The following is a 26,326-nucleotide window of genomic DNA, read 5'->3' as shown; positions in this document are numbered from 1 at the left end:
TAATTATTAGGACAACCTTTTTATTTTTCATACTCTAATTGATAACTATGAGATGACAAAGAGACAGAGGGTCCTCTATGAGTTTGATAAGCATATTGAATACTAGTAGCAATTAATTCTGCAATGCTCATGACTAAATAAAGTCTTGTATTTTGTAGTACAAAAAACTCCATAAAGCCACTTACATTTACAATTCCAGTCATATGAATATCACCCACAGGAGGTAACTCTTTATTTACGCCCGCACCAGGCTTTACCGGCCCTATTCCCAATGAAACAGATCCTACACTCTTCATTCTTCCTAAACAAGCATCAATGCCGATAATAAAAGGGTTATCAAATTCCTTTTGAATCATTTTTAAAGTATCTTTTAAATTAACAGCATGAATGGGATCTTTTAATGTGCCATATATATGAAAATGAGAAAGGCTTTTTTCTTTTAATTTCGTGCCTACTAATGGTCCTAATGAATCTCCAGTTGAGCGGTCTGTTCCGATACAAACAATTACGACCGGTCTAGCAGGATCAGCTGGAAGTAACAACCCTAGCTGTTTACTTAATTGTTGAGCAGCAAATTCTTCATCATGAAAAATACGAATTGAACGTGATGTTTTCTCAAAGAAGGAGGATTTTAGATTCATAGGTTCCACTCCTTATACATAGTAGTAACAGTATACGAAGATTTTTAATATTCTATACATACATTTCACTTAAAGGAGGAATTTATGTTGAAGCAGGGCTTTAAATGGATGTTTCTTATTTTAGGTACAATTATTGGAGCTGGTTATGCATCTGGAAGAGAACTTTGGCAATTCTTCGGCGAAGAAAGTGGACTGGCTCTGCTTTTATTCACTATTATCTTCATTATTTGTTGTCAAGTAATTATGAGTATTAGCTTTCAATTGAAAACAAATCAATTTTATCCATTGCTTATTGAAGTGTTTGGAAAAAGGTGGGCTTTCCTTTATGATAGCTTAATCATTTTTTATTTATTTTCAACAACAGTTATTATGATTGCAGGTGGAGGCGCTACGTTAGAAACATTTCAGCTTCCATACTGGTTAGGCATTATGACCTTTAGTTTATTAATTATCCTGGTGTTTATTAGAGGTATTCAAGGAATGCTCTCTATTAATTCTTATATTATGCCTGTACTTGTTATCGGCTTAATTAGTGTACTTCTTTTTTTTATTTTAAAAAGCCAGCATATTTTAGATATTGACTGGCGTCATCAACATAATTGGTCTTCAGGTTTTACTTTTACGGCTTTAAATATTCTCCCTCTCGTTGCAGTTCTCACAACCATTGGAAATGAGATTAAAACAAAAGTAGAAATTCATATTGCTTCCATAGGGAGTGGTTTGCTAATTGGTGGTTTATCCTTTGTTTATAATGAATCACTTTTACAGGTTTCAGATTTGTTACCAGACTACGAAATTCCGTTATTTGCTATAATGAAAAGTTTTCCGTTTTTTATGCTAATTATTATGAGTATCTTATTGTTAGTGGCTATCTATACAACAGCAGTATCAGGGATACTAGGTTTAACAACTAGATTTCGCAGGAATGAAAATACCTCATTATGGAAAATGGCCATTATATTTGTCATCATTATGATTCCATTTACAAAACTCGGATTTTCTAAGTTAATTGCTGTTTTATACCCTTTATATGGTATGGTTAATCTATTCTTATTAGCCGCTTTACTAGTTTATCCAATACGAAATATCTACAAAAATTAAATAAAACTTGCTAAAATAAACTAAAATATTATGACAATCATGAGAATGGGAGCTTGCAGCATGGAATCAATTCAAGCCTTTTTAAAAACGACGTTTCAGACGTTCTTTAAAGAAGAGACGTGGGCTAATATAGGGATAGGTTTTATTAAAATATTACTCATTATTATCGTTTCAATGTTATTAATTCGATTTGGGAAAATGTTTTTAAATAAAATGATAGAGGTTCGGACAAAAAGTCCACTGCGTATTTCAGAGCGAAGAGAAGCAACGTTAGTACGTTTAATTCAAAATGTATTTACCTATGCAGTTTATTTTATTGCGCTTGTTATGATTCTAGAAACGATGACAATTGAGGTAAAGGGATTATTAGCAGGAGCAGGAATCGTTGGTTTAGCAGTAGGGTTTGGTGCTCAAAATTTAGTAAAGGATGTTATTACAGGTTTCTTTATTATTTTTGAAGATCAGTTTTCTGTAGGAGATTATGTGCGAATTGGTACATTTGAAGGTACTGTGGAGGAGATTGGTTTGCGGACAACTAAAATTAAAAGTTGGACAGGAGAAATTAATATTTTGCCTAATGGAAGTATTATAGAAGTGACCAACTTTTCGCTTCATAACAGCATTGCATTTGTAGATGTTAGTATCTCATATGAAGAAGATATTCAAAAAGCGGAAAAAATTATTCTAGAACTCTTAGAAGAATTGCCTGGGAAATATGAAGATATGGTAAAAACACCAGAATTACTAGGAGTTCAAACAATGCAAGCAAATGAAGTTGTTATGCGCATTACAAGTGAAGTGAAACCAATGAGGCATTTTCACATATCACGTATGATTCGTAAAGAAGTAAGAATGAGATTAAATGAACATGGTATTGAAGTTCCGTTTGCGAAGATGATTATGTATAATCGTGGTGAAGATCCTAAAAATGTATTAACTCATCGAGAAAATCAAGGAGGTCACAGTAATTGAATCAAAAAGAATTTGGTTTAAATGACATTGTAGAAATGAAAAAACCCCACCCTTGTGGAGAGAATAGATGGAAAATAATTCGAATGGGAATGGATATTCGAATTAAATGCGAAGGCTGTGGTCATAGTGTCATGATTCCTCGTAAGGATTTTGCTCGAAAAATGAAAAAGATCTTAGTTAAACATGAAGAATAACTGAAAAAGTAATTCATATACATACTGAACTAGGACAGGCTTTTCCAATCAATAAAGCTTGTGTTTTCAAATGTGAATTACTATAATTGTGAAAGGTTAACTGGTTTTCGGTTATATAAAAGAGGAGTGAATGATCATATGGCTTTAACAGCTGGAATTGTTGGTCTTCCGAACGTAGGAAAATCAACTTTATTTAATGCAATTACACAAGCGGGAGCAGAGTCTGCTAACTACCCTTTCTGTACAATTGATCCGAATGTTGGGATTGTAGAAGTTCCTGACGAGCGTTTAGATAAACTTACTGAGCTTGTAAAACCTAAGAAGACAGTTCCAACAGCATTTGAATTTACAGATATTGCAGGAATTGTAAAAGGTGCGAGTAAAGGTGAAGGATTAGGAAATAAATTTTTATCTCATATTCGTGAAGTAGATGCAATTTGTCACGTAGTGCGTTGCTTCGAAGATGAAAATATCACTCACGTTTCGGGGAAAGTAGATCCTATCTCAGATATTGAGACAATTAATTTAGAGCTAATCCTAGCTGACTTAGAAACTGTGGACAAGCGTATTGGCCGTGTTCAAAAGATGGCGAAACAAAAAGATAAAGAAGCAATGTACGAATATGAAATCTTAGAAAAGCTAAAAGAAGCGTTTGAAGCTGGACAACCTGCGCGTTCTGTTTCATTTACTGATGAGCAATTAAAGCTTGCTAAGCAGCTACACCTTTTAACAATTAAACCAATTCTGTATGTAGCGAACGTATCAGAAGATGAGGTAGCGGATGCGTCATCAAATCAATATGTAGCAAAAGTACGTGAATATGCGAAAGAAGAAGGCGCAGAAGTAATTGTAGTTTGTGCTCGTATTGAATCTGAAATTGTTGAGCTTGAAGGTGAGGAAAAAGAAATGTTCCTTGAAGAGCTTGGAATTGAGCAATCAGGTTTAGACCAACTAATTCGTGCCACTTATGATTTATTAGGTCTTGCAACATACTTCACAGCTGGTGAGCAAGAAGTACGCGCATGGACGTTCAAAACAGGTATGAAGGCACCTGAATGTGCTGGTATTATTCATACAGACTTTGAGCGTGGATTCATCCGTGCTGAAACGGTATCTTATGAAGATTTATTAGCAGCTGGAACAATGGGAGCTGCACGTGAAGCAGGAAAAGTTCGTCTTGAAGGAAAAGAATACATCGTTAAAGATGGCGATGTTATGCATTTTAGATTCAACGTATAAAAAGTACGGCTTTAAGCCGTACTTTTTCTTTTAAACGAAACTCTTTTAATATCATTGCGTTTCGAAAGTTTACATGATATAATTTTAAATCGTGAGTAATATAATTATTGCTCCTTGCCCGTTTAGGGCCGTTAGACCAAAAGGAGGTGACAGTGATGAGAAAGTATGAAGTAATGTACATCATCCGTCCAAACATTGATGACGAAGCAAAAAAAGCATTAGTTGAGCGCTTTAACGGTGTTTTAACTGACAATGGTGCAGAAGTTGCAAACGTTAAAGAATGGGGTAAACGTCGTTTAGCTTATGAAATCAACGATTTCCGCGATGGTTACTACATGATTCTTGACGTAGCAGCGACTTCAGAAGCAGTTTCTGAGTTTGATCGTCTTGCTAAGATCAACGAAGACATTATCCGTCATATCGTTGTTAAACAAGAAGCTTAATTTATCGTTTAAATAAATAGTTTTTTCCTTAAGGAGTGGTTCTGATGATGAATCGCGTAATTCTCGTAGGACGCTTGACGAAAGATCCTGAATTACGTTATACCCCCAATGGAGCTGCAGTTGCAACATTCACACTAGCAGTCAACCGCGCATTTACAAATCAACAGGGTGAACGTGAGGCAGACTTTATTAACTGTGTCGTATGGCGTCGTCCTGCTGAAAATGTAGCAAACTTTTTGAAAAAGGGTAGTTTAGCTGGTGTTGATGGACGTTTACAGTCTCGTAGTTATGAAGGACAAGACGGTCGTCGAGTTTATGTAACAGAGGTTGTGGCAGAAAGTGTGCAATTCTTAGAACCAAAAAGTGGTGGCGGGGATATGCAACGCAATAACTTTGCTAACACTGGTGGATCTGGACAAGGCTCTCCATTTGGAGATAATCAGAACCGTAACTCAGGTAATCAAGGTTATACTCGCGTTGATAATGATCCATTTGCAAATAATGGTGAAACAATCGACATCTCTGATGATGACTTACCATTCTAAAAAGTGATAAGTGCGAAGTATACAATCGGATAGAGTTTAAAAGGGAAGGAGGCGTATTTCAATGGCAGGTGGACGTAAAGGTGGACGTAACAGACGTCGTAAAGTTTGTTTCTTCACAGCAAACGGCATCACTCACATCGACTACAAAGATGTAGATATGCTTAAAAAATTCGTTTCAGAGCGTGGTAAAATTTTACCTCGTCGTGTAACTGGAACAAGCGCTAAATACCAACGTAAATTAACGATCGCTATCAAACGCGCTCGTCAAATGGCATTATTACCATATGTTTCAGGTGAATAATGAATATAAAAAGAGACAGTGAGGACTTCCTTGCTGTCTCTTTTTACATCTAAATAGATAAACTGGTGAAATAGTTGCTTCTCTTGTATTGAATCGATACAATAAGTAATAGTTTATACAATACGAGGTGAAGTTGTGAAAGGGATTCGTTATATTACCGAAGGAGCAGCACTTTTAGCCCTTTTTGTAGCGCTGTTGTTGTTTCTCCTATACATACCGGTTATTGGTGGGTTTTTAACTCTTGCTCTTGCTGTACCGTTTATTGTTTATACAGTTAGACATGGTGTGAAAAGATCCATTCTGTTTTTTATTGTATCTTTATTGTTAACATTATTATTTGGGACAGTTGTAACATTACCAGCAACAATGGTTTTTGGTATAAGCGGTATTGTAATTGGCTACTTGTATCAACAGAAAAAAGCGCGATACAGCGTATTGTTAGGTGGAACCATTGCTTTTAGCCTTGCATTTTTGCTAATGTTTGTGCTATCAAGTTTGCTTATGAATGTTAACTTAATTAGTGAAATGAACAATGCGTTGAATCAGTCAATTGATCAAAGCGTTGATATGATGAAAAGTTTAGGACAAACCGTTACAGATGAACAGATTCAACAGTTGGAACAAACCATTACAACTTTTAAATATTTACTTCCACTGTTTATTGTCATGTTGGGGGTTGTTTGTGCCTTCTTTTCTCAGTTAATCGCTGCATCTGTATTAAAGCGTTTGAAGCATGATATTGAATCATTTCCACCATTTCGTGAACTGCAATTACCTAAAAGTGTAATTTGGTACTATTTAATTGTATTAATTTTATCATTTCCTTCATTTAATTTTGAAGAGGGATCATTTATGTTTATCGCCATCTTAAATTTAGCGATGGCCTTGCAAATGTTAGTCATGTTACAAGGATTTTCTTTTATCTTTTATTTTTCATATCAAAAAGGTTATTCGAAAGCAATTCCAGTGATTGTAACAATTTTGGCATTTATTCTGCCAATTCTCCTTCAATTTGTACGTATCTTAGGTATAATTGATTTAGGATTTAATTTACGTAAGCGTATTGGGAATGTGGATAAATAAAAGTTAATGTGGAACTTAAAGATTAGGAGCTGAAATAGATGCCTGTCTTTACAAAGAAAAATATCATTCGTTATCCATTTTATTTACTGTACAGTATTGCTCTTATTTTAGTAGGGGTAGTGACATATCACAACTGGATGATTGGCGTAGGGGGCTTTGTGCTTTTACTGGTGACCTTGCTGCTGTTTATTAAAATGGAGCGAATGTTAGTAGACGAGCTTGAAAAGTATATCTCAATGATTTCTCACCGGGTGAAAAAAGTGGGGGAAGAGGCATTAATGGAGATGCCGATTGGGATTATGTTGTTTAATGATGAATATCAGATTCAATGGACTAACCCTTTTCTAGCTTCTTGTTTTGATGAGGATTCATTAGTAGGACGTTCCTTGTATGATGTAGCCGAAAGTGTTGTTCCGTTAATTAAGCAAGAAGTTGAGACAGAAGTAGTCACTTTGCATGAAAGAAAATTTAAAGTAATTATCAAAAGAGAAGAACGTCTACTTTACTTTTTCGATGTTACAGAGCAGATAGAAATTGAAAAATTGTATGCTGATGAAAGAACCAGCATCGGTATTATCTTTTTAGATAACTATGATGAGCTTACACAAGGAATGGATGATCAAGTGAAAAGTAACCTGAACAGCCAAGTTACTTCTCTGCTTAATCATTGGGCTCAAGAATATGGTATCTTTATCAAACGGACGTCTTCTGAGAAGTTTATTGCAATTATGAATGAACAAACATTACTTCATCTTGAACGTAGTAAATTTTCGATTTTAGATCAAGTACGTGAAGAAACGTCCAAACAGAATATACCGCTTACACTAAGCATTGGAATCGGTACTGGAACCTCTCCATTACCTGAATTAGGTGCACTAGCTCAATCCAGCCTTGACCTAGCACTAGGACGTGGTGGAGATCAAGTAGCGATTAAACAACCAAATGGTAAGGTGAAGTTTTATGGTGGCAAAACAAATCCAATGGAAAAGCGTACAAGAGTACGTGCACGTGTCATTTCGCACGCCTTAAAAGAGCTTATCACCGAAAGTGGTCAGGTTATTATCATGGGGCATAAATATCCAGATATGGATGCGATAGGCGCTGCAATTGGTATTTTAAAAGTAGCACAAGTAAATCAAAAAGATGGATTTATCGTTTTAGATCCTCAACATATTGATACGGGTGTAAAGCGGCTTCTAGAAGAGATTAAGAAAAGTCCTGATCTTTGGGAACGATTCATTACCCCTGATGAGGCACTTAATCTAGTGGGTGACGATACATTACTGGTGGTTGTCGATACTCATAAGCCTTCACTTGTAATTGAAGAACGATTATTAAATCGAGTTGAAAACGTTGTGGTCATTGATCATCATAGACGAGGCGAGGACTTTATTGAAGATCCTCTACTCGTCTATATGGAGCCATATGCTTCCTCTACTGCCGAATTAGTGACAGAGCTATTAGAATATCAACCTAAGCGTTTTAAAATTGATATGCTAGAAGCCACTGCTTTATTGGCAGGGATTATTGTAGATACGAAAAGCTTTACCCTTAGAACTGGTTCTCGAACGTTTGATGCTGCGTCCTTTTTAAGATCTCAGGGAGCTGATACAGTTCTTGTTCAAAAGTTCCTTAAAGAAGACATTAATCAATATGTGCAAAGAGCTCGTTTTATTGAACACGCAGAAATCTATAAAGCAGGAATTGCTATCTCAAGAGCAGATGAAGCTGAAACGTATGATCAAGTGTTAATTGCACAAGCTGCCGATACATTATTATCGATTAGCGGAGTCGTTGCTTCATTTGTTATTTCGAAAAGAAGAGATCAGCTTGTTGGAATCAGCGCTCGCTCACTAGGTGATATCAATGTTCAAGTAATTATGGAAAGCTTACAAGGCGGCGGTCATTTAACGAATGCAGCTACTCAATTACAAAACATGACGTTAGATCAAGCAGAAGAGCTATTAAAGCAAGCAATTGATGAATACTTGGATGGAGGTAAAAAATCATGAAAGTCATTTTCTTAAAAGATGTAAAAGGTAAAGGGAAAAAAGGAGAGGTTAAAAACGTAGCCGATGGTTATGCACATAACTTCTTATTGAAGAATGGATATGCTGTTGAAGCAACAGGTGGTAATGTAAAAGTATTAGATGCTCAAAAGAAAAAAGAACAAAAAGAAGCTGCACAGGAATTAGAAAACTGTAAAGAACTAAAGAACACGCTCGAATCTCTAACAGTAGAGTTAAAAGCTAAATCAGGTGAAGGTGGCCGTTTATTTGGTTCTATTACAAGCAAGCAAATTGCAGAAGAATTAAAGAAAAAACATAACATTAAAATTGATAAGCGTAAAATCGAATTAGATGATGCTATTCGTGCGCTAGGTTATACAAATGTACCTGTGAAACTACATCCTGAAGTAACGGCTACAGTAAAGGTTCATGTAACAGAACAAAACTAATGATAAACAAGGATTAGTCTATAAATAGTAAGGTTAAAATAAGAATAAATTAAATGTTGGCGCGAAGAATTTCGCGCCAACATTTGCGATAATCGAAAAAGCGATAGAGGGGCATAAACTATGAATGATCTTTTTGCTGATCGTCTACCGCCTCAAAATATCGAAGCTGAACAGGCGGTATTAGGGGCAATTTTCCTAGAGCCATCTTCTTTAACGTTAGCGTCTGAGTTATTAATTCCAGAAGACTTTTATCGAGCAGCTCACCAAAAGATTTTTACATGCATGCTAAAACTTTCAGACCAAGGTGAACCGGTCGACTTAGTTACGGTTACATCAGATTTAGCAAATCAAAAAATCTTAGAAGAAATAGGTGGAGTGGCATATCTAAGCGATTTAGCTAACTCTGTACCAACTGCTGCTAACATTGAATACTATGCGAAAATCGTAGAGGAAAAATCGATTCTTCGCAGGCTTATTCGAACAGCGACTGATATTGCTTCAGAGGGTTATGCGAGAGAAGATGAAGTCGAAGTCTTATTGAATGAAGCGGAAAAAAACATTTTAGAAGTAGCACAGCGTAAAAATACGGGCGTGTTTCAAAATATTAAAGATGTTTTGGTACAAACCTATGACAATATTGAAGTTCTTCACAATCGTAAAGGTGACATTACAGGGATTCCAACAGGGTTTACTGATTTAGACCGCATGACTGCAGGGTTTCAGCGAAACGATTTAATCATTGTTGCCGCACGTCCATCGGTAGGTAAAACTGCATTTGCGCTAAATATTGCCCAAAACGTAGCAACCAAAACAGATGAAAACGTAGCGATTTTCAGTTTGGAGATGGGAGCGGAACAGCTTGTTATGAGGATGCTTTGTGCAGAAGGTAATATTGATGCACAAAGGTTAAGAACAGGCTCTTTAACATCGGAAGATTGGGGAAAGCTAACCATGGCAATGGGCTCTCTATCTAATGCTGGTATTTATATAGATGACACGCCAGGTGTACGAGTAGGAGAAATTCGCTCAAAATGTAGACGTCTGAAGCAAGAAGGCGGCCTAGGAATGATTTTAATTGATTATCTACAGTTAATTCAAGGAAACGGTCGAAGCGGCGAGAATCGTCAACAAGAAGTATCGGAGATTTCTCGTTCGTTAAAAGCATTGGCACGTGAACTTCAAGTTCCTGTTATTGCACTATCTCAGCTTTCACGTGGAGTTGAGCAACGTCAAGATAAAAGACCAATGATGTCGGATATTCGTGAATCAGGAAGTATTGAGCAGGATGCTGATATTGTTGCCTTTTTATATCGTGAAGACTACTATGAAAAAGATACTGAAAATCAAAATATTATCGAAATTATCATTGCTAAGCAGCGTAACGGGCCAGTTGGAACGGTGCAATTAGCTTTTGTGAAGGAATATAATAAATTCGTAAACTTAGAAAGACGCTTTGATGATTCGGGTGTACCACCAGGTGCATAAACCTCTCAATTCGAGAGGTTTTTTTGTATATATATCGTATATGTTCGGTAAAAAGCAGTATATTATCTTTGTTTAAGATTAAATAGTTCGGATTTACATTGACTTTACTATGATAAATTGATACACTTATTTACGGTTAAATTATGTCGTAGTAGGCTGTTGCTTACTAAGCGGAGGTGCTTAAGATATGTCTTCAGTTGTTGTAGTAGGAACACAATGGGGAGATGAAGGAAAAGGGAAGATTACAGACTTCCTGTCAGAAAATGCAGAAGTAATTGCACGTTACCAAGGTGGAAACAATGCTGGTCATACGATTAAGTTTAATGGTGAAACGTACAAATTACATTTAATTCCTTCAGGGATTTTTTATGATGATAAAGTTTGTGTGATTGGAAATGGTATGGTTGTAGATCCAAAAGCACTTGTTCAAGAATTAAAATATCTACATGATCGTAACGTAACAACAGATAACTTACGTATTAGTAACCGTGCGCATGTTATTTTACCTTACCACTTAAAATTAGATGAGGTAGAAGAAGAGCGCAAAGGTGATAATAAAATTGGAACAACGAAAAAAGGAATTGGTCCAGCATATATGGATAAAGCTGCACGTGTAGGTATCCGTATTGCAGATTTATTAGACCGTGAAGTGTTTGAAGCAAAATTAACGCAAAACTTAGCTGAAAAGAATCGTCTTCTTGAAAGAATGTATGAAGTAGAAGGCTTTAAATTAGAAGATATCTTAGATGAATATTACGAGTATGGTCAACAGGTTGCAAAATATGTTGTCGATACGTCTGTTGTATTAAATGATGCTTTAGACGAAGGTCGTCGCGTACTATTTGAAGGTGCACAAGGTGTTATGTTAGATATCGACCAAGGAACATATCCGTTTGTAACTTCTTCTAACCCTGTTGCTGGTGGGGTAACAATCGGTTCAGGTGTAGGTCCTTCAAAAATCAAGCATGTAGTGGGTGTATCAAAAGCATACACAACTCGTGTTGGTGACGGTCCGTTCCCAACAGAATTAACAAACGAAATTGGTGATCAAATTCGTGAAGTAGGTCGTGAATACGGAACAACAACAGGTCGTCCACGTCGCGTTGGTTGGTTTGACAGCGTAGTTGTTCGTCACGCGCGTCGCGTAAGTGGTATTACAGATTTATCTTTAAACTCAATCGATGTTTTAACAGGAATTGAAAAATTGAAGATCTGTGTAGCATATCGTTATGAAGGTAAAATCATTGAAGAATTCCCAGCTAGCTTAAACGTTTTAGCTAAATGTGAGCCTGTTTATGAAGAGCTTCCAGGTTGGACGGAAGATATTACAGGTGTGAAATCTTTAGATGAGTTACCTGAGAATGCACGTCATTATTTAGAGCGTGTTTCACAATTAACTGGTATTCCGTTATCCATTTTCTCAGTGGGACCAGATCGTAAACAAACAAACGTATTACGCGGAGTTTATAGCTAATAGTGTAAAAAAACCAACGTTTAGTTTCTTAAACGTTGGTTTTTTTGTTAAATTCATTTCTTAAAAATATTTTTCTAAAAAAACTATTGCATTTAATATCTAAATCATGTTATTATTACACATGTCGCTGATATTCATAGTATGAGCCATTAGCTCAGTTGGTAGAGCATCTGACTTTTAATCAGAGGGTCGAAGGTTCGAGTCCTTCATGGCTCACTTTTATTACTATGGCCCGTTGGTCAAGCGGTTAAGACACCGCCCTTTCACGGCGGTAACACGGGTTCGAATCCCGTACGGGTCATTTTTATTACATATTATAAACTGAGGGTCCCGTGGTGTAGCGGTTAACATGCCTGCCTGTCACGCAGGAGATCGCGGGTTCGATTCCCGTCGGGACCGCCATTTGATGATGGCTCGGTAGCTCAGTTGGTAGAGCAAAGGACTGAAAATCCTTGTGTCGGCGGTTCGATTCCGTCCCGAGCCATAAAAAGCATGACTTTTAAAAGTCATGCTTTTTTGTTTGTATATGGTTGAAAATTAATGCTGTTGTTGTATAGTAGAGGATGAATTTGTGACGATTACTATGTTATGAAGTATAATACAATTAGTGTATTCAAACATTATGAATACTTACTTTCCTATTTTTTGTTCGAAATGATAAAAGGAGAACGATGATCATGGATAAACGTATTTTAGTAGTAGATGATGAAAAGCCAATTGCAGATATTTTAAAGTTCAATCTGCAAAAAGAAGGTTACGAAGTGTTTTGCGCTTACGATGGTGTAGAAGCACTTGAAAAGGTGGAAGAAGTACAACCAGAAATGATTCTGTTAGATATTATGCTACCGCAAAAAGATGGCATGGAAGTGTGTCGAGAAGTTCGAAAAAAGTATGATATGCCAATTATTATGTTGACCGCTAAAGATTCTGAAATTGATAAAGTACTTGGCCTTGAACTAGGTGCAGATGATTATGTAACAAAGCCTTTCAGTACGAGAGAGCTGTTGGCGCGAGTGAAAGCAAATTTAAGAAGACATCAACAGATTTCAAATAATGTTGAAGAAGAAGAGAGCAATGAGATTACAATCGGTGCACTTGTCATTCATCCTGATGCTTATATTGTTTCAAAGCGTGGAGAAACGATTGAATTGACACATCGTGAATTTGAATTGCTGCATTACTTGGCAAAGCATATCGGACAAGTTATGACGCGAGAGCACTTGTTACAAACAGTATGGGGCTATGACTATTTTGGTGATGTTCGTACAGTTGATGTTACTGTTCGAAGATTACGTGAGAAAATTGAAGATAACCCAAGCCATCCAATGTGGATTGTAACAAGACGTGGGGTAGGTTATTATTTGCGTAGTCCAGAGCAGGAGTAACGCTACGTTATGAAGAAAGTCCGGTTTTTTCAGTCCATTCATTTGAAGTTTGTATTAATTTATGTATTGCTTATTTTAATTGCAATGCAAATCATTGGTGTTTATTTTGTACGCCAGTTAGAAAAAGAACTTGTTAATAACTTTACAAATTCATTGACAGAACGTGTAGGGTTACTTGCTTATAATATTGAACAAGAGCTAGAAAAAACACGTAACGACACGTCCCCTACTTTAGAAGAAGACTTAGAAGTAGTGCTGAGAGACTTTGCTTCTATGCAAGGGATTTCTTCTAAAGATATATTAGAAGTGCGCGTTATTGACCCGAATAGACGTATTATAGGGACATCAAATCCAAACCCTGAACAAATAGTAGGGAAAAAGATAAATGATTTAGCCGTTACGAATGCTCTTTTAGCAGGTACATCTTCTAATAAGGTATATCGTAAAAGTGGTGACAGAATTAGAGTATTGACTGTGCCTATTCGTCTACAGGATGATGTAGGAGGAAATGCTTCTACAAATCCAAATAGCCGAGAAAGTTTACAGTCAGAACAAGAGATACTAGGTGCTGTTTATTTAATTGCGACGATGGAGCCGGTCTACGAGCAAATGAGGAAAATTAATAGCATCTTTGCTTCCGGTACAGTTATATCGTTAGTTATTACAGCACTTTTAGGTGTGTTTTTGGCTCAAACGATTACACGACCAATGTCTGAGATGCGTAAGCAGGCATTAGAAATGGCAAAAGGAAACTTCTCAAGAAAAGCAAAGGTCTATGGTTATGATGAGATAGGACAGCTTGCCTTAACGTTTAATAATTTGACAAGGAAACTGCAAGAAGCACAAGCTACTACTGAAGGAGAGCGGCGTAAGCTAAGCTCTGTACTTGCTCATATGACAGATGGTGTTATTGCTACTGACCGTAAAGGTAGAGTGATTTTAATTAATGACCCAGCTGCGTCGATGTTAAACGTTTCACGTGAAACTGTATTGTCAGAGCCCATTGTCACGCTTTTAGGTTTAGATGAAACACATACATTCGAAAGCTTATTGGCTAATCAAGATTCACTAATCCTTGATTTTAGTACGAAAACAGAACCGTTTATCTTGAGAGCCACTGTGTCAGCTATTCAAAAGGAAACAGGTTTTATCAACGGAATCATTATTGTCTTGCACGACATTACAGAGCAAGAGAAAATCGATCAGGATCGACGGGAGTTTGTAGCAAACGTCTCTCATGAACTTCGAACACCTTTGACCACAATGCGAAGCTACTTAGATGCTTTGGCAGAAGGCGCGTGGCAGGATAAAGAGATAGCTCCAAACTTCTTACATGTTACTCAAACAGAAACAGAGCGCATGATTCGTTTAGTTAATGACTTGTTGCAATTATCTAAGTTAGATAGCGAGGACTATCGTTTTAGTCGAGATCCGGTTAACTTTGTAAAGTTCTATCATTACATTATTGATCGTTTTGAAATGACAATTGAGCAAGGAATTACTTTTGTTAGAGAACTACCTGATGAATCCATCTATGTAGCGATTGACCAAGATAAAATTACGCAAGTATTAGATAATATTATTTCAAATGCGATTAAGTATTCACCAGAAGGGGGAACAATTACGTTTTCCATTAAACAACACACGCATGAAATTGTGGTGAGTATTAAAGACCAAGGCATGGGAATACCAAAGTCAAATCTGTCTAAAATCTTTGAACGCTTTTATCGTGTGGATAAAGCGAGAACGCGTAAGCTAGGAGGAACAGGTTTAGGTTTAGCGATCGCAAAAGAAATTATTGAAGCTCATGATGGTCGAATATGGGCAGAAAGTAAAGAAGGGGTTGGGACATCTATTTACTTCACACTCCCAATTGAAAGCGAGAATGATGAAGAATGGGAATGAGATATGAAAATATAAAAACCATTGTGCTAGTGATTCTGGTGGTTTTAAGCTTATTCCTGACTTGGAATTTATGGTCCTATCAATCACCTTCTGATTTAAACACTGAAACCCAAAACCTTCAAGAGGCTGAGGTAGGTGGAAAGAGTGAACTGGAGGAATATATACGTCCTACGAAGGTACTCTATCACCAAAGCGGCAGTCACTATCTATCTCATGAAGAAAAGCAAATAGACTCATGGTTGCAAGAGATGAAAACGTGGAAATTAGCAGATATTACGGATGTTTCGAGTGCCATTGAGCCTAGTGGCTTTTTAAACTATGTTCATGATAATAATTCTGTAGAAATTGTATATCCTGACCTAATACCAGTGGAAACTTTTCAGCAAATGTTTAGTTTTACCACAGATAAATTACCAAGGATAGATTTTGATCGGGTAGTCATAAAGATAAAAAAGACGCCTACTTTGTCTGTAAATATGTATTTGGTGAACTATAATCAACAAAAAGTGTATGCAGTAAAAATTAGTAATGTAGTGAAGAACGATGTGCAAAAACTAGCAGATGCGGGAACGTCAGCAGAGCGTTGCGTAGTTTATAAAAAGAATGAAAACCGATATATTTTCATACCAGCTCAAACGCCTGATATGCACAAGCTTTATGCATATGAAGCACCTTTAGATATTCGTAAATTTCAAGATGCGCTGTTTACAAATCCAAGTTATGCCCGAACAGAAAGCTTAGCATATAGAGAGCTGTATACAGAAGGAACAAAGGTTATTAATGTAAATACACGAACAAATGTGATGGAGTATGTTAACCTGGTGAATTCGAATACAGAATCAAATGATGACGCAAATTTATTAAATCGTAGCTTTAGCTTTGTTAATGATCATGCTGGATGGACAGAGCCCGATTACCGTTTTGATAGTTGGAATCGTGTAACAAAAGAGATTACATATCGTTACTATCACGATAATCACCCTGTATATAGCAACCAAGGCATGACAGAAATCTATCAAAGGTGGGGTAATGCTGAAGTCTTAAATTATCGTCGACCTTTGTATCGCTTTGTTCAAGTTTCCTTACCTGAAACGAAAGTGCAGCTCCAGTCTCCTCAAGAAGTAATTGAAATGATTGAAAAGCATCAGGATTTTGATCCTTCTCTGCTAAATGACATATCAATTGGATATCAGCTTGAGGAAGGGATTGGGAACAATCAACAAAAAGATAAGGATAAAGCCGAGTATGATTCAAATTCCGTTACATTGGTTCCTTCTTGGTTTTACTACTATAATAACAAGTGGTACCGAGTTACGTTACCTGATGAAGGAGGCGTAAACGGTGGATTGGAATAAAACGAAATCGATTTTCATTGTAACGTTCCTAGTCTTAGATTTATTTTTAATTTATCAATTCATGAAAAAGCATGATCAAGATCAGTATTCATTATTTGTTGAATCAAGTATTGAAGATCAGCTAGCTGCAGAAGGAATTACTTACACGGAGCTTCCTAAGATTGAAAAAAATGCATCTTCACTAAACGCAAATAGTAAAGGGTTTAGTGAAAGCGATTTGAAAAAGCTTAAAAAACAAAAAGCAAAATTAATTGATGAAAAAACAATTGAAAGTACGTTAGATAAACCAATTCCTGTTCCTACAAAGAATAAAACATCAAAGCTAAACCAGTTCTTACAAGACTATGTTCTTTCCGGGAATGCATATACACTTTGGAAAATCAATGAAGATAAAAATACAATTACATTTTATCAACAGTATAAAAATAAAGTTATTTACGATAATGAAAATGGCATTGTCATTGCGCATTTAAATGACAAAAATGAAATTACTTCTTATGAGCAGACCCTTATGGAAAATATCGAGCCTTTAGACGATGAACAAGAAGTTCTTGCGCCAATTAAAGTGCTTGAAAATCTGTATTTAAAAGAAGAGTTAACCGAAAAAAGCACGGTAACAGAAGTAGAGTTAGGTTATTATACTTTTGATTTACCTTTGCCAAGCTCACAGGTCCTTGCACCTACTTGGCACGTTGTCGTAGACGAAGATGTTGACTATTTTGTAAATGCTTTTGAAGGGCAAATCATTCAAAAGAGTTCAAAATAGTATATTGGAGTGAGAAAAATGAGTTTGCATTTTAGCGTGCTAGCTAGCGGTAGTACTGGAAATGCGATTTTTGTAAGTGATGGAGACCAATCGCTATTAGTCGATGCAGGCTTAAGTGGTAAAAAAATGGAGTCACTTTTTCAAGAAATCGATCGAGATATTCACAACGTATCGGGGATACTGGTAACTCATGAACATAGTGATCACATTAAAGGGCTAGGCGTGTTAGCCCGTAAATATAAGCTACCTATTTATGCAAATGCAAAAACATGGAAAGCTATGGACGGGTTAATTGGCCAGGTATCACCGGATCAACAATTTCACTTTGAAATTGGTGAAAATAAAACATTTGGAAGCATTGATGTTGAATCGTTTGGTGTGTCGCATGACGCTGCTGAACCAATGTTTTATGTTTTTCATCAAGGAGATAAAAAACTGACGTTAATTACGGATACTGGCTATGTAAGTGATCGTATGAAAGGCATTATTAAAAATAGTCAGGCTTATGTTTTTGAAAGCAACCATGATGTTGAGATGCTTCGCATGGGCAGGTATCCTTGGAGCGTTAAGCGTCGTATTTTGAGCGACGTGGGGCACGTTTCAAATGAGGATGCAGCATTGGCAATGGCTGATGTTATTGGCGATCAGACAGAGAGGATTTATCTAGCTCATTTAAGTTTAGATAACAATATGAAAGAAATTGCTCGAATGTCTGTTTCACAAGTTTTAGCTGAAAAAGATATTGATGTGAAAGAACAGATAAAACTTTATGATACAGACCCTAATAGACCAACACCGATTGTTTATGTATAGTCTACATGAACAAAACAAAAAATAACTTCATTTAGATGGTTAGAAAGAAACAGAAGTGTCTAAAAAAGTAATAGTTAATCTGTTTCGGTACGTATAATCATAATAAATGAAAAGGTCGGTGATGGATATGGAACATTATGATGAGAATCGTGAACCGTCTCCTTCACGTCAAAAGCCAAGAAGACGTGGAGGCTGGTTTCTGTCGTCATTAATAGGAGCAATCATTGGAGGAATAGTGGTTGTCATTGCACTTCCATTTTTATCGGAATCAAATTTACTTCCAAACCCTCCAGCAGAAGAAAGTCAAGGCTCCATTCAAAATGGTGAAGATATTGTTCAGAAAACGGTATCTGTTGATGTAAACACAGATACTACAAAAGCTGTGAACCAAGTTAATGAAGCAGTGGTTGGAGTAGTAAATATTCAGCAAGGCGAAAGTTTTTGGAATGAAAGTGGGACAGACGCTGGCACGGGTTCGGGTGTCATCTATAAAAAACAGGGAAACAAAGCCTTTATCATTACAAATCATCATGTGATTCAAGGTGCCAAGCAAATTGAAGTCAGCTTGTATGACGGATCTAGAGTACCTGCACGCACATTGGGAAGCGATGAGTTAATGGATTTAGCCGTTATTGAGATTGATGCTGAACACGTAACCAAAATTGCTAACTATGGGGATTCAGATAAGCTGAAAGTTGGGGAGCCGGTTATTGCTATTGGAAACCCTCTTGGACTGCAGTTCTCTGGTTCTGTAACACAAGGTGTAGTCTCTGGTGTCAATCGTGTCATTCCACAGGACTTAAATGGTGATGGAAGCCCTGATTGGCAAGCAGAAGTTATTCAAACGGATGCAGCGATTAACCCTGGTAACAGTGGCGGTGCTTTAATTAACATTGACGGCAGGTTAATTGGAATTAACTCCATGAAAATTTCTCAGCAAGAAGTTGAAGGAATTGGCTTAGCTATTCCAATCAATATGGCCAGACCTGTTGTAGATGATTTAGAAAAGTATGGAGAAGTAAGAAGACCTTATTTAGGTGTTGGAACATTATCGTTAAGCGAAATATCAGGTTATCATCTAAAAGAAACGTTAAAGCTTCCGCAAGACGTTGTAAATGGTGTTGCCGTATTAAACGTTGCAAATGGCTCACCAGCTGCTAAAGCAGGCTTAAAAGAATATGACGTTATTGTTGCCTTAGATGGAGAAGATATTAAAGACTTAGTAGGATTACGTAAGCATTTATATATCGACAAAGAAATAGGTGATAGTATGGAAGTGACGTTTTATCGACAAGGCAAAAAACAAACGGTCACGGTGAAGCTATCACGCGAGTCATTATAAACTAAAAGTTATCCACAGAGAAACTTTCTCTGTGGTCTTTTTACTGATACTTGTGAAAAAGAAAGGAGATCATAATTTGAAAATTTATTGTTGCTTAGAACATACAGAATTAGCGTTAGATGTAGCCGTAGATGAGATTGAGTTAGCCCCAGTTTTTAAAGAAATAACTGAAGATGAGCGCAATCATGTATGTGAATACTGCGAAAATCCAGCGTTATACACAGTGGAAAACTAAAAAAACACAGGTTGTGTATATATATTGTGGATATGTGGATAAAATCTGTGGATAATTTATAAGGGAGATTATTTTGAATATTTCAATTGTATCGATCGGAAAATTAAAAGAGAAATACTTGAAGCAAGGCATTAACGAATACTTAAAACGATTAGCGCCTTATGCCAAGATAGAGATTATCGAACTTCCCGATGAAAAAGCACCTGAGAATTTGAGTGAGTCGGAAATGGTTCAGGTCAAGCAAAAAGAAGGAGAGCGCATACTAAGTAAAATTGGGCAAGATGTACATGTTATTGCTTTAGCGATTAATGGCAAACAGCGTTCATCTGAAGAGTTGGCCAAAGATTTAGACTCGCTTGCTACATATGGAAAAAGCAAGGTAGCTTTTGTCATCGGAGGATCACTGGGGCTCAGCGATGAAGTGATGAAAAGAGCAAACGCTACGCTCTCTTTTTCAAAGATGACGTTCCCACATCAGCTTATGCGCTTGGTGTTGGTTGAACAGATTTATCGTGCGTTTCGGATTAATCGTGGTGAACCGTATCATAAGTAAAAACTCTACTTTTATAGAAAAAAGAAGCTGGTTTAACTTAAACCAGCTTCTTTTTAATCAAATCTAAGCAGACAATAAAACCTTCTTTTCCACTTCTAGTTTCCGGTACATAAGTGCAATTAACATCGCAGGTAAGCTACATGCAAGCATTCCAATGAAAGCATACCTTGGCTCAATTTCATATAAGAAGCCACCGAAAACTGTAAATACAGCCGTACTCCAGCTGAGTGCGAAAGCTGAATACATGCCTTGAGCTTTTGGAATATGTGTATGTGGAATGTTTGCTGTTAGGTACTTCATGAAAGCATAGTGCCCCATCGCAAATGAAAACGCATGTAGGATTTGGGCCATACAAAAGACAATAATGTTTGGAAAAATAAATACTAACACCCATCGCAGAGAAGAGCCAGCTGCAGCTAATGCTAATAGGGTACCCGGTGAAAACCGGCTAAAGCGTTTATCTGCAATCGAAAAGAAAATAATCTCAGCAATAACGGCAATATTGATAATGACACCGATTAGATAGATTGGCGCATCAATTTCTTTTAAAAAGATATAGCCATAGTTGTAATAAGTAGCATGGGCAGCTTGGAGAAGCACTACGATAACAAGTACAATTAAGAAATGTTTAGTGCGAAATAAATCTAAGATATTTACCTTTTTACTTGGATTTACTTGAGGTTTCTGCGATAAAATATCCGGAGCACTTGTGAAGCTGAGAGCCACAAAGCAGCTAATCCCAAGCAGTAGCGCCCAAAAAATAACGTTATCCCCAAATATTCCTGTAAACACGGTTAACAGGATACCTACAGAGACAAACCCAATAGATCCCCATTGGCGGCTTTTTCCGTAGTGTTTCAGCTGCTTGCTTTGTACAAGAACACCCGCGACGCTATCTAAAGCTGGCATTAAGGTTGGATAAAAAATATGCAAAAAGACGGTTACCACTAGTAAGCTTGTAAACGAATTAGCTGGAATGTAACAAAGAATTCCAATCAATGTGCCAATTCCCGCGATATTTAAAAGTGCTTTATTACTGATTCGTTCTAATAAATAGGGAAAAGCAAATAGTGTAGAAAGACCTCGCGCCACTAATCCAATACTCATAATAAAACTAGCTTCTGAAACGCTAATTCCTTTTGTTTGAATCATCCAGCCTGACCAGTAAGGTAGAAAAATTCCCCATGTCAGAAAAAAACTAAAAAAATGTGTGCTCATCCAACGTTGTGTATTCATTGATATCCTCCTTATCAATGGCATGATATCATGAGAATAAATAAGATTACTATGAGATATCTCATAGTTTTGAGGTGGAAGATGGAAATTTACAAAGGCGAAAAAAAACAGTTGTATCTAGAAAGCTATTCAATTGCTAATCAGTTTTCTTTTCCAATTGAAGAATTTCTTGAAGTGCGAGAGTATAAGCGAGATGAATGGATTATCCGCGAAGGGAAAAGACCAGATTTTTTGTTTTATGTGACAGAAGGCAAAGCGAAAATCTATGTAACGCATCAAAATGGAAAAGTATCGCTTATTAATTTTATTAGCGCGCATGATTTTATTGGTGAAATGGAATTGTTAAACGATGTGTACTATACAAAAGGTATTCAAGCTTCTACTAAAACAGTTTGCTTTGCCTTGCCGTTTTCGCAATGTCGCACGAGGTTGCTTGAAGACGCTAAGTTTCTTCGGGAATTAACAAAGTTCTTGAGTGCAAAAGCAACGTTGATGGCAGCTAAGTACTCACAAAGCCTAGCTTTTCCTCTAGAAAATAGGCTTGCAGACTTTATTTTACAAACGGCTGATAAAGGATTTTACCGAGAAAAGCACGTCATTGTTTGTGACTACCTCGGCGTTTCTTATCGTCATTTATTGCATGTGTTGACACAGTTCTGTGAGAAAGGATATTTGCAAAAAGAAGGTAGAACCTATCAAATTAAAGAACAGCGTGCTTTATATGAACTTGCCGAAGCAATTAAGAATAAAAGCGTGTAAAGTCCAAGCTGAATATATAGTAAAAATTAATAAAATCACATAAAATAATGTTAAAATAAACAGCGTTGTATCATTTCTTAAATATATCTATTCATACGAATATTCTCACCCTTCAATTAAAGAAAGGAGGGGTTTTTTCATGATTAAATTAAATCGTGTAAGCAAAAGATTTTCACATTTTGAAGCAATTAAAGAAGTGTCTTTAGAGATAAATAGTGGTGAGATTCATGGAATTATAGGAGCGAGCGGAGCAGGAAAGTCAACGTTGCTTCGCCTTATGAACCTAATTGAAATTCCTGATGAAGGAGAAGTAGAAGTGAATGCTCAAAACTTAACAAGGATGAGTGGAAAAAAGCTTCGCGAAGCGCGAAAATCAATTGGGATGATTTTTCAGCACTTTAATCTCGTTTCAAATAAAACGGTGTACGATAACGTAGCTGTTTCACTAGAGTTAACACAAACGCCAAAGGAAGAGCAGAAAAAGCGCGTATCTGAATGTTTACGCTTTGTTGGATTAGAAGAGCTTAAAGGTAAATATCCGTCTCAGCTAAGCGGTGGGCAGAAACAACGTGTGGCCATTGCACGTGCCCTAGCAAATAGGCCGCAAGTTTTACTGTGTGATGAGCCAACCTCCTCTCTAGACCCTAATACCACAGCTGACATACTAAAAGTCTTAGAAGATATTAATAAGCGCTTAGGTGTGACGATTGTCATTGTTAGTCATGAGATGGAAGTCATTAAAAGCATATGCAATTGTGTGACCGTTCTCGAAAATGGATCTATTTATCAAACGGTCATTACAAAGCCAAACGGTGTTCAAATGAAGGACAATGGGGCACAATACTTTGTAGATCAATTAACACGGGGAGAGGAAGCGAACAATGCTTGAAGTTTTGGCGCAATACGAAACTGAAATTTGGCAGTCTATTGGTGAAACCTTTGTCATGGTGGGTGTTTCAATTGTAGCTGCGGTTTTCATCGGCCTTCCCGTTGGCACTTTTTTGTTTCTTTGTCGCAAGGGGCAACTGCTTGAAAATCAGCTTATATTTTCAACCTTAAACCTCTTGGTGAATACGATTCGTTCGTTTCCATTTTTATTACTAGTCGTCTTCCTCATACCGTTTACTCGGTTTGTCCTCGGGACAGCAATTGGAACAGCAGCAGCAACAATTCCACTCTCAATTATTGCGATTGCACACTATTCACGTCTTGTGGAGCAATCGCTGTTAGATGTGCCTAAAGGCGTTATAGAAGCAGCAATTTCTATGGGGGCATCTATTCGAGAGATTATGTTTAAGTTTGTTTATGTAGAAGCACGTTCAGGCCTAATTCTTGGACTGACGACCTCAATCATTAGCTTTATTTCGTATTCCACTATTATGGGAGTTGTTGGTGGAGGAGGAATTGGTGATTTTGCCATTCGGTATGGATATCAACAATTTAAAACAGATTTAATGATGTACATGATTATTATTATGATTGTATTGGTGCAGTTTGTTCAATTTATTGGAATGACTGTAGCCAGAGTATTGGATAAAAGATAAGTAATGGAGGAAAAAATGAAAAAACTATTCTTTTTTATGTTGGTGCTTGTTGTAGCATTAAGTGGTTGTGGCCAACCAAACGAAGCAAAGGAAAATAAAAATAAGCAAGGACAAGATGGAGAAGAAGTGACGTTAAAAGTAGCTTCTTTAATACCACCAATGACAGAGATTTTAGACCTTGTAAAGCCAAAGCTAAAGGAAGAAGGAATTAACTTACAAGTAGAAGTCTTAAGTGACAACGTACAGCCAAATAGCGCGCTTGCAGCTGGAGAAGTAGATGCAAACTTCTTTCAACATGTGCCGTATATGAAAGAATTTAATCGTAATAACAACGCAGAATTAGTAGCTGTTGAGCCAATTTATTTTGCAAACTATGGTGTATATTCGAAGAACTACAAGTCAGTGGAAGAATTACCTGATGGTGCGACTGTGGCCATTGCTAATGATGTTTCTAACATTGATCGTTCGCTTTCTTTGCTTGCACAGCATGAGGTTATCAAGTTAGGTGAGAAGAAAGATACGTATTATACGAAGGCCGACATTAAAGAGAATCCAAAAAACCTTCAGTTTAAAGAAGTTGATTTATTAATGCTATCGAGAATGTATGATGATGCAGATGCGGTAGTCATGACGCCAGCTTATGCTGCACCTCTTGGCTTAACCCCAAAAAGTGATGCACTTCTTACTGAAGGAGTAGACAATGATTTTGCGATTACCTTAGTGGCGCGCAAAGATAACGCTGATTCAGATGCAATTAAGAAGCTAGCTGAAGCAATGACAAGCCCAGAAGTTCGTAAATTCTTAGAAGAAAAGTACGACGAAACAGCGATTCCAGCCTTTAAATAAATAAAAAAGCCATTTGAAGATTTTTTCAAATGGCTTTTTTATTTATATTTCAGTAATTTTACTTTTTTTAATTACAAAACTTTAATAAGTTTCATAATCTATCAACGCTTGTTAAAAATCATTTAGAATGTCTATAAGTCAACTTGAAAACGATTACAAAAGGGGGATAAAGCGTATGGAAAAGCCATTGAGAAAATCAGATGTCTTAGATCAAAAGCCAAAGGTATATGACCTTTCGCAAAACAATATGCAGCCAACAATTATGGGAATGCCCATCTTATGGTTTGCTTTGTTTTTAGCTATCACAGTTGTAACGGTTTATACAGGTAATCTACCTGCTGGAATGATTGGAAGTTTACTTGTCATGGTTGTATTTGGTGAAGCTTTAGGTTGGATTGGAGATCGTTTGCCAATCATTAAATCATACTTAGGTGGAGGCGCTATTGTTGCTATCTTCGGTTCCGCTTATATGGTATACAGTGGGCTTTTACCTGAAACCGTAACGACAAATGTAACGGAGTTTATGACCACTGCTGGATTTTTAGACTTTTATATTGCTGCTTTAATTACGGGTAGTATTTTAGGAATGGATTCAAAAGTACTCATTAAGATTGGTGTTCGCTATTTTGTTCCAATCTTTGGTGCAGTGATTGGAGCTATGGTTATTGCAGGTTTGGTAGGAGCACTCATTGGTTTTTCAATTCGAGACGCTATCTTAGTTATTACTCTTCCAATCCTAGGTGGAGGAATGGGAGCTGGAGCAATTCCGATGGCTCAGGTTTATTCTGAATCACTTGGAAATTCACCAAGTTATTATATTTCAATTCTTGTTCCTGCATTAGCATTAGGTAATGTATTTGCCATTATCTTTGCAAGTTTACTAAACAGTTTAGGTAATAAAATTCCTTCATTATCAGGAAACGGCCAGCTTATCCCGGGCTTAAAAATAGAAGAAAAGAAATCAAAGTTTGATATCTCGAAAATGGGAATTGGGTTACTAGCTGCTCTATTATTCTTTGCGTGTGGCCATTTATTAGGCGCAATTATTCCGCTTCATCCATATGCTTTGATGATTATTCTTGTTGCAGTTGCTAAAATTGCAAACTTAATACCTGAAAATGTTGTAGAAGGTGCGAGCCAATGGTATCAATTCGTTGCTAAAACATGGACACTCGCTTTACTGTTTGGAATTGGTGTAGCGTATACGGATTTAAATGCCGTGTTAGAAGCACTAAGCCTGCAGTATATCTTACTAGTAGCAGGCGTTGTATTAGGTGCCGTAATTGGAGCAGCACTGCTTGGACGATTAGTTGGATTTTACCCAATTGAATCAGCGATATGTGCAGGTTTATGTATGGCTAATATGGGGGGAACTGGTGACGTAGCCGTTCTTTCAGCCTCTAAGCGTATGCAGCTCATGCCATTTGCACAAATCGCTTCTAGATTAGGTGGTGCTCTAATCTTATTGTTAACAGGTTTAATTATTCCACTCTTTATGTAAAGGCTGGGTTATACCTTTGTTATTTTTATTCAGATAGTAAGAAGTAAAATCTTTTTTACAACTAATATTTATTCTCTTATTAATCCTCTAGCTTGTTTAGATATGCTGGAGGATTTTCTCATTCTTTAAATTGGTAATAGGTATATTGAT

27 protein-coding genes and 4 tRNA genes are annotated in these 26,326 nt (G+C 36.8%); 29 read left to right on the top strand and 2 right to left on the bottom strand.

Features of this window, described 5'->3' with window-relative positions; all coding sequences use genetic code 11:
- Window positions 1–20: 20 nt before the first annotated feature.
- Complete coding sequence (gene yyaC / locus V2145_RS19205; protein ID WP_094910936.1) at window positions 21–641, bottom strand: spore protease YyaC; 621 nt, start codon at window positions 639–641, stop codon at window positions 21–23.
- An 84-nt stretch (window positions 642–725) separates the two neighbouring features.
- Here yyaC and V2145_RS19200 point away from each other — a divergent pair, with 84 nt between their 5' ends.
- From V2145_RS19200 to rlmH, 24 genes are all read left to right on the top strand, one after another.
- Window positions 726–1,742, top strand: a complete 1,017-nt coding sequence (locus V2145_RS19200; RefSeq protein ID WP_094910937.1) for a YkvI family membrane protein — start codon at window positions 726–728, stop codon at window positions 1,740–1,742.
- 60 nt (window positions 1,743–1,802) lie between these two features.
- On the top strand, window positions 1,803–2,714 hold the full coding sequence (locus V2145_RS19195) for a mechanosensitive ion channel family protein (protein ID WP_210610735.1): 912 nt from the start codon (window positions 1,803–1,805) through the stop codon (window positions 2,712–2,714).
- Window positions 2,711–2,908 (top strand): DUF951 domain-containing protein, encoded by a 198-nt coding sequence (locus V2145_RS19190; protein WP_094910939.1) that lies wholly within the window; start codon window positions 2,711–2,713, stop codon window positions 2,906–2,908. The genes V2145_RS19195 and V2145_RS19190 overlap by 4 nt, the downstream gene beginning before the upstream one ends.
- Before the next feature lie 138 nt (window positions 2,909–3,046).
- On the top strand, window positions 3,047–4,147 hold the full coding sequence (ychF, locus tag V2145_RS19185; RefSeq protein WP_025907884.1) for a redox-regulated ATPase YchF: 1,101 nt from the start codon (window positions 3,047–3,049) through the stop codon (window positions 4,145–4,147).
- A gap of 155 nt (window positions 4,148–4,302) precedes the next feature.
- Window positions 4,303–4,590, top strand: coding sequence for a 30S ribosomal protein S6 (gene rpsF / locus V2145_RS19180; RefSeq protein WP_025907885.1), 288 nt, complete (start codon window positions 4,303–4,305; stop codon window positions 4,588–4,590).
- A gap of 44 nt (window positions 4,591–4,634) precedes the next feature.
- Window positions 4,635–5,135: a single-stranded DNA-binding protein gene (ssb, locus tag V2145_RS19175; RefSeq protein WP_025907886.1), complete on the top strand. Its 501-nt coding sequence runs from the start codon at window positions 4,635–4,637 to the stop codon at window positions 5,133–5,135.
- Window positions 5,136–5,196: 61 nt separating this feature from the next.
- On the top strand, window positions 5,197–5,436 hold the full coding sequence (gene rpsR / locus V2145_RS19170; protein ID WP_013059913.1) for a 30S ribosomal protein S18: 240 nt from the start codon (window positions 5,197–5,199) through the stop codon (window positions 5,434–5,436).
- Window positions 5,437–5,571: 135 nt separating this feature from the next.
- A complete protein-coding gene (locus V2145_RS19165) occupies window positions 5,572–6,519 on the top strand; it encodes a YybS family protein (RefSeq protein ID WP_094910940.1) in 948 nt (315 codons plus the stop codon).
- A gap of 38 nt (window positions 6,520–6,557) precedes the next feature.
- The gene (locus V2145_RS19160; protein WP_330988113.1) at window positions 6,558–8,531 is read left to right on the top strand and encodes a DHH family phosphoesterase; all 1,974 of its coding nucleotides are present in this window, start codon (window positions 6,558–6,560) and stop codon (window positions 8,529–8,531) included.
- Complete coding sequence (gene rplI / locus V2145_RS19155; RefSeq protein ID WP_025907889.1) at window positions 8,528–8,977, top strand: 50S ribosomal protein L9; 450 nt, start codon at window positions 8,528–8,530, stop codon at window positions 8,975–8,977. Before V2145_RS19160 ends, rplI begins: the two co-directional genes overlap by 4 nt.
- 120 nt (window positions 8,978–9,097) lie before the next feature.
- The gene (gene dnaB / locus V2145_RS19150) at window positions 9,098–10,462 is read left to right on the top strand and encodes a replicative DNA helicase (protein WP_094910942.1); all 1,365 of its coding nucleotides are present in this window, start codon (window positions 9,098–9,100) and stop codon (window positions 10,460–10,462) included.
- A gap of 187 nt (window positions 10,463–10,649) precedes the next feature.
- A complete protein-coding gene (locus V2145_RS19145; protein ID WP_094910943.1) occupies window positions 10,650–11,936 on the top strand; it encodes an adenylosuccinate synthase in 1,287 nt (428 codons plus the stop codon).
- A 143-nt stretch (window positions 11,937–12,079) separates the two neighbouring features.
- A tRNA-Lys gene (locus V2145_RS19140) sits at window positions 12,080–12,152 on the top strand.
- A 13-nt stretch (window positions 12,153–12,165) separates the two neighbouring features.
- Window positions 12,166–12,237, top strand: a tRNA-Glu gene (locus V2145_RS19135).
- A gap of 25 nt (window positions 12,238–12,262) precedes the next feature.
- A tRNA-Asp gene (locus tag V2145_RS19130) sits at window positions 12,263–12,338 on the top strand.
- Window positions 12,339–12,347: 9 nt separating this feature from the next.
- A tRNA-Phe gene (locus V2145_RS19125) sits at window positions 12,348–12,420 on the top strand.
- A 193-nt stretch (window positions 12,421–12,613) separates the two neighbouring features.
- Window positions 12,614–13,321: a response regulator YycF gene (yycF, locus tag V2145_RS19120; RefSeq protein WP_076513581.1), complete on the top strand. Its 708-nt coding sequence runs from the start codon at window positions 12,614–12,616 to the stop codon at window positions 13,319–13,321.
- Window positions 13,322–13,330: 9 nt separating this feature from the next.
- Window positions 13,331–15,226, top strand: a complete 1,896-nt coding sequence (walK, locus tag V2145_RS19115; RefSeq protein ID WP_094910944.1) for a cell wall metabolism sensor histidine kinase WalK — start codon at window positions 13,331–13,333, stop codon at window positions 15,224–15,226.
- On the top strand, window positions 15,217–16,581 hold the full coding sequence (locus V2145_RS19110; protein WP_094910945.1) for a YycH family regulatory protein: 1,365 nt from the start codon (window positions 15,217–15,219) through the stop codon (window positions 16,579–16,581). The genes walK and V2145_RS19110 overlap by 10 nt, the downstream gene beginning before the upstream one ends.
- Window positions 16,568–17,347: a two-component system regulatory protein YycI gene (locus V2145_RS19105; protein ID WP_094910946.1), complete on the top strand. Its 780-nt coding sequence runs from the start codon at window positions 16,568–16,570 to the stop codon at window positions 17,345–17,347. Before V2145_RS19110 ends, V2145_RS19105 begins: the two co-directional genes overlap by 14 nt.
- An 18-nt stretch (window positions 17,348–17,365) precedes the next feature.
- Window positions 17,366–18,160, top strand: a complete 795-nt coding sequence (locus tag V2145_RS19100; protein WP_094910947.1) for an MBL fold metallo-hydrolase — start codon at window positions 17,366–17,368, stop codon at window positions 18,158–18,160.
- Window positions 18,161–18,287: 127 nt separating this feature from the next.
- Complete coding sequence (locus V2145_RS19095) at window positions 18,288–19,502, top strand: S1C family serine protease (protein ID WP_131887570.1); 1,215 nt, start codon at window positions 18,288–18,290, stop codon at window positions 19,500–19,502.
- Between the two features lie 76 nt (window positions 19,503–19,578).
- Window positions 19,579–19,737 carry a CxxH/CxxC protein gene (locus V2145_RS19090; protein ID WP_131887569.1) on the top strand — a complete coding sequence of 53 codons (159 nt, stop codon included), beginning with the start codon at window positions 19,579–19,581 and terminating at the stop codon, window positions 19,735–19,737.
- Window positions 19,738–19,810: 73 nt separating this feature from the next.
- The gene (rlmH, locus tag V2145_RS19085) at window positions 19,811–20,290 is read left to right on the top strand and encodes a 23S rRNA (pseudouridine(1915)-N(3))-methyltransferase RlmH (RefSeq protein ID WP_094910949.1); all 480 of its coding nucleotides are present in this window, start codon (window positions 19,811–19,813) and stop codon (window positions 20,288–20,290) included.
- A gap of 63 nt (window positions 20,291–20,353) precedes the next feature.
- Here the strand turns inward: rlmH and V2145_RS19080 are convergent, their stop codons facing one another.
- A complete protein-coding gene (locus V2145_RS19080; RefSeq protein WP_330988112.1) occupies window positions 20,354–21,526 on the bottom strand; it encodes an MFS transporter in 1,173 nt (390 codons plus the stop codon).
- Window positions 21,527–21,607: 81 nt separating this feature from the next.
- Here V2145_RS19080 and yeiL point away from each other — a divergent pair, with 81 nt between their 5' ends.
- The 5 genes from yeiL (at window position 21,608) to V2145_RS19055 (ending at window position 26,176) form a co-directional block, all read left to right on the top strand.
- On the top strand, window positions 21,608–22,285 hold the full coding sequence (gene yeiL, locus V2145_RS19075) for a transcriptional regulator YeiL (protein ID WP_330988111.1): 678 nt from the start codon (window positions 21,608–21,610) through the stop codon (window positions 22,283–22,285).
- 139 nt (window positions 22,286–22,424) lie between these two features.
- Window positions 22,425–23,174, top strand: a complete 750-nt coding sequence (locus V2145_RS19070) for a methionine ABC transporter ATP-binding protein (protein ID WP_311856034.1) — start codon at window positions 22,425–22,427, stop codon at window positions 23,172–23,174.
- Window positions 23,167–23,829 (top strand): methionine ABC transporter permease, encoded by a 663-nt coding sequence (locus V2145_RS19065; protein ID WP_330988110.1) that lies wholly within the window; start codon window positions 23,167–23,169, stop codon window positions 23,827–23,829. The genes V2145_RS19070 and V2145_RS19065 overlap by 8 nt, the downstream gene beginning before the upstream one ends.
- A gap of 15 nt (window positions 23,830–23,844) precedes the next feature.
- Window positions 23,845–24,675, top strand: coding sequence for a MetQ/NlpA family ABC transporter substrate-binding protein (locus V2145_RS19060; RefSeq protein ID WP_311856036.1), 831 nt, complete (start codon window positions 23,845–23,847; stop codon window positions 24,673–24,675).
- 175 nt (window positions 24,676–24,850) lie between these two features.
- Window positions 24,851–26,176: a 2-hydroxycarboxylate transporter family protein gene (locus V2145_RS19055; protein ID WP_311856037.1), complete on the top strand. Its 1,326-nt coding sequence runs from the start codon at window positions 24,851–24,853 to the stop codon at window positions 26,174–26,176.
- The last annotated feature ends 150 nt before the right edge of the window (window positions 26,177–26,326 follow it).

The organism is Priestia sp. GS2, from assembly GCF_036409025.1.
GTDB classification, from domain to species: domain Bacteria; phylum Bacillota; class Bacilli; order Bacillales; family Bacillaceae_H; genus Priestia; species Priestia aryabhattai_A.
This window is presented reverse-complemented; position numbering and strand designations above follow the sequence as displayed.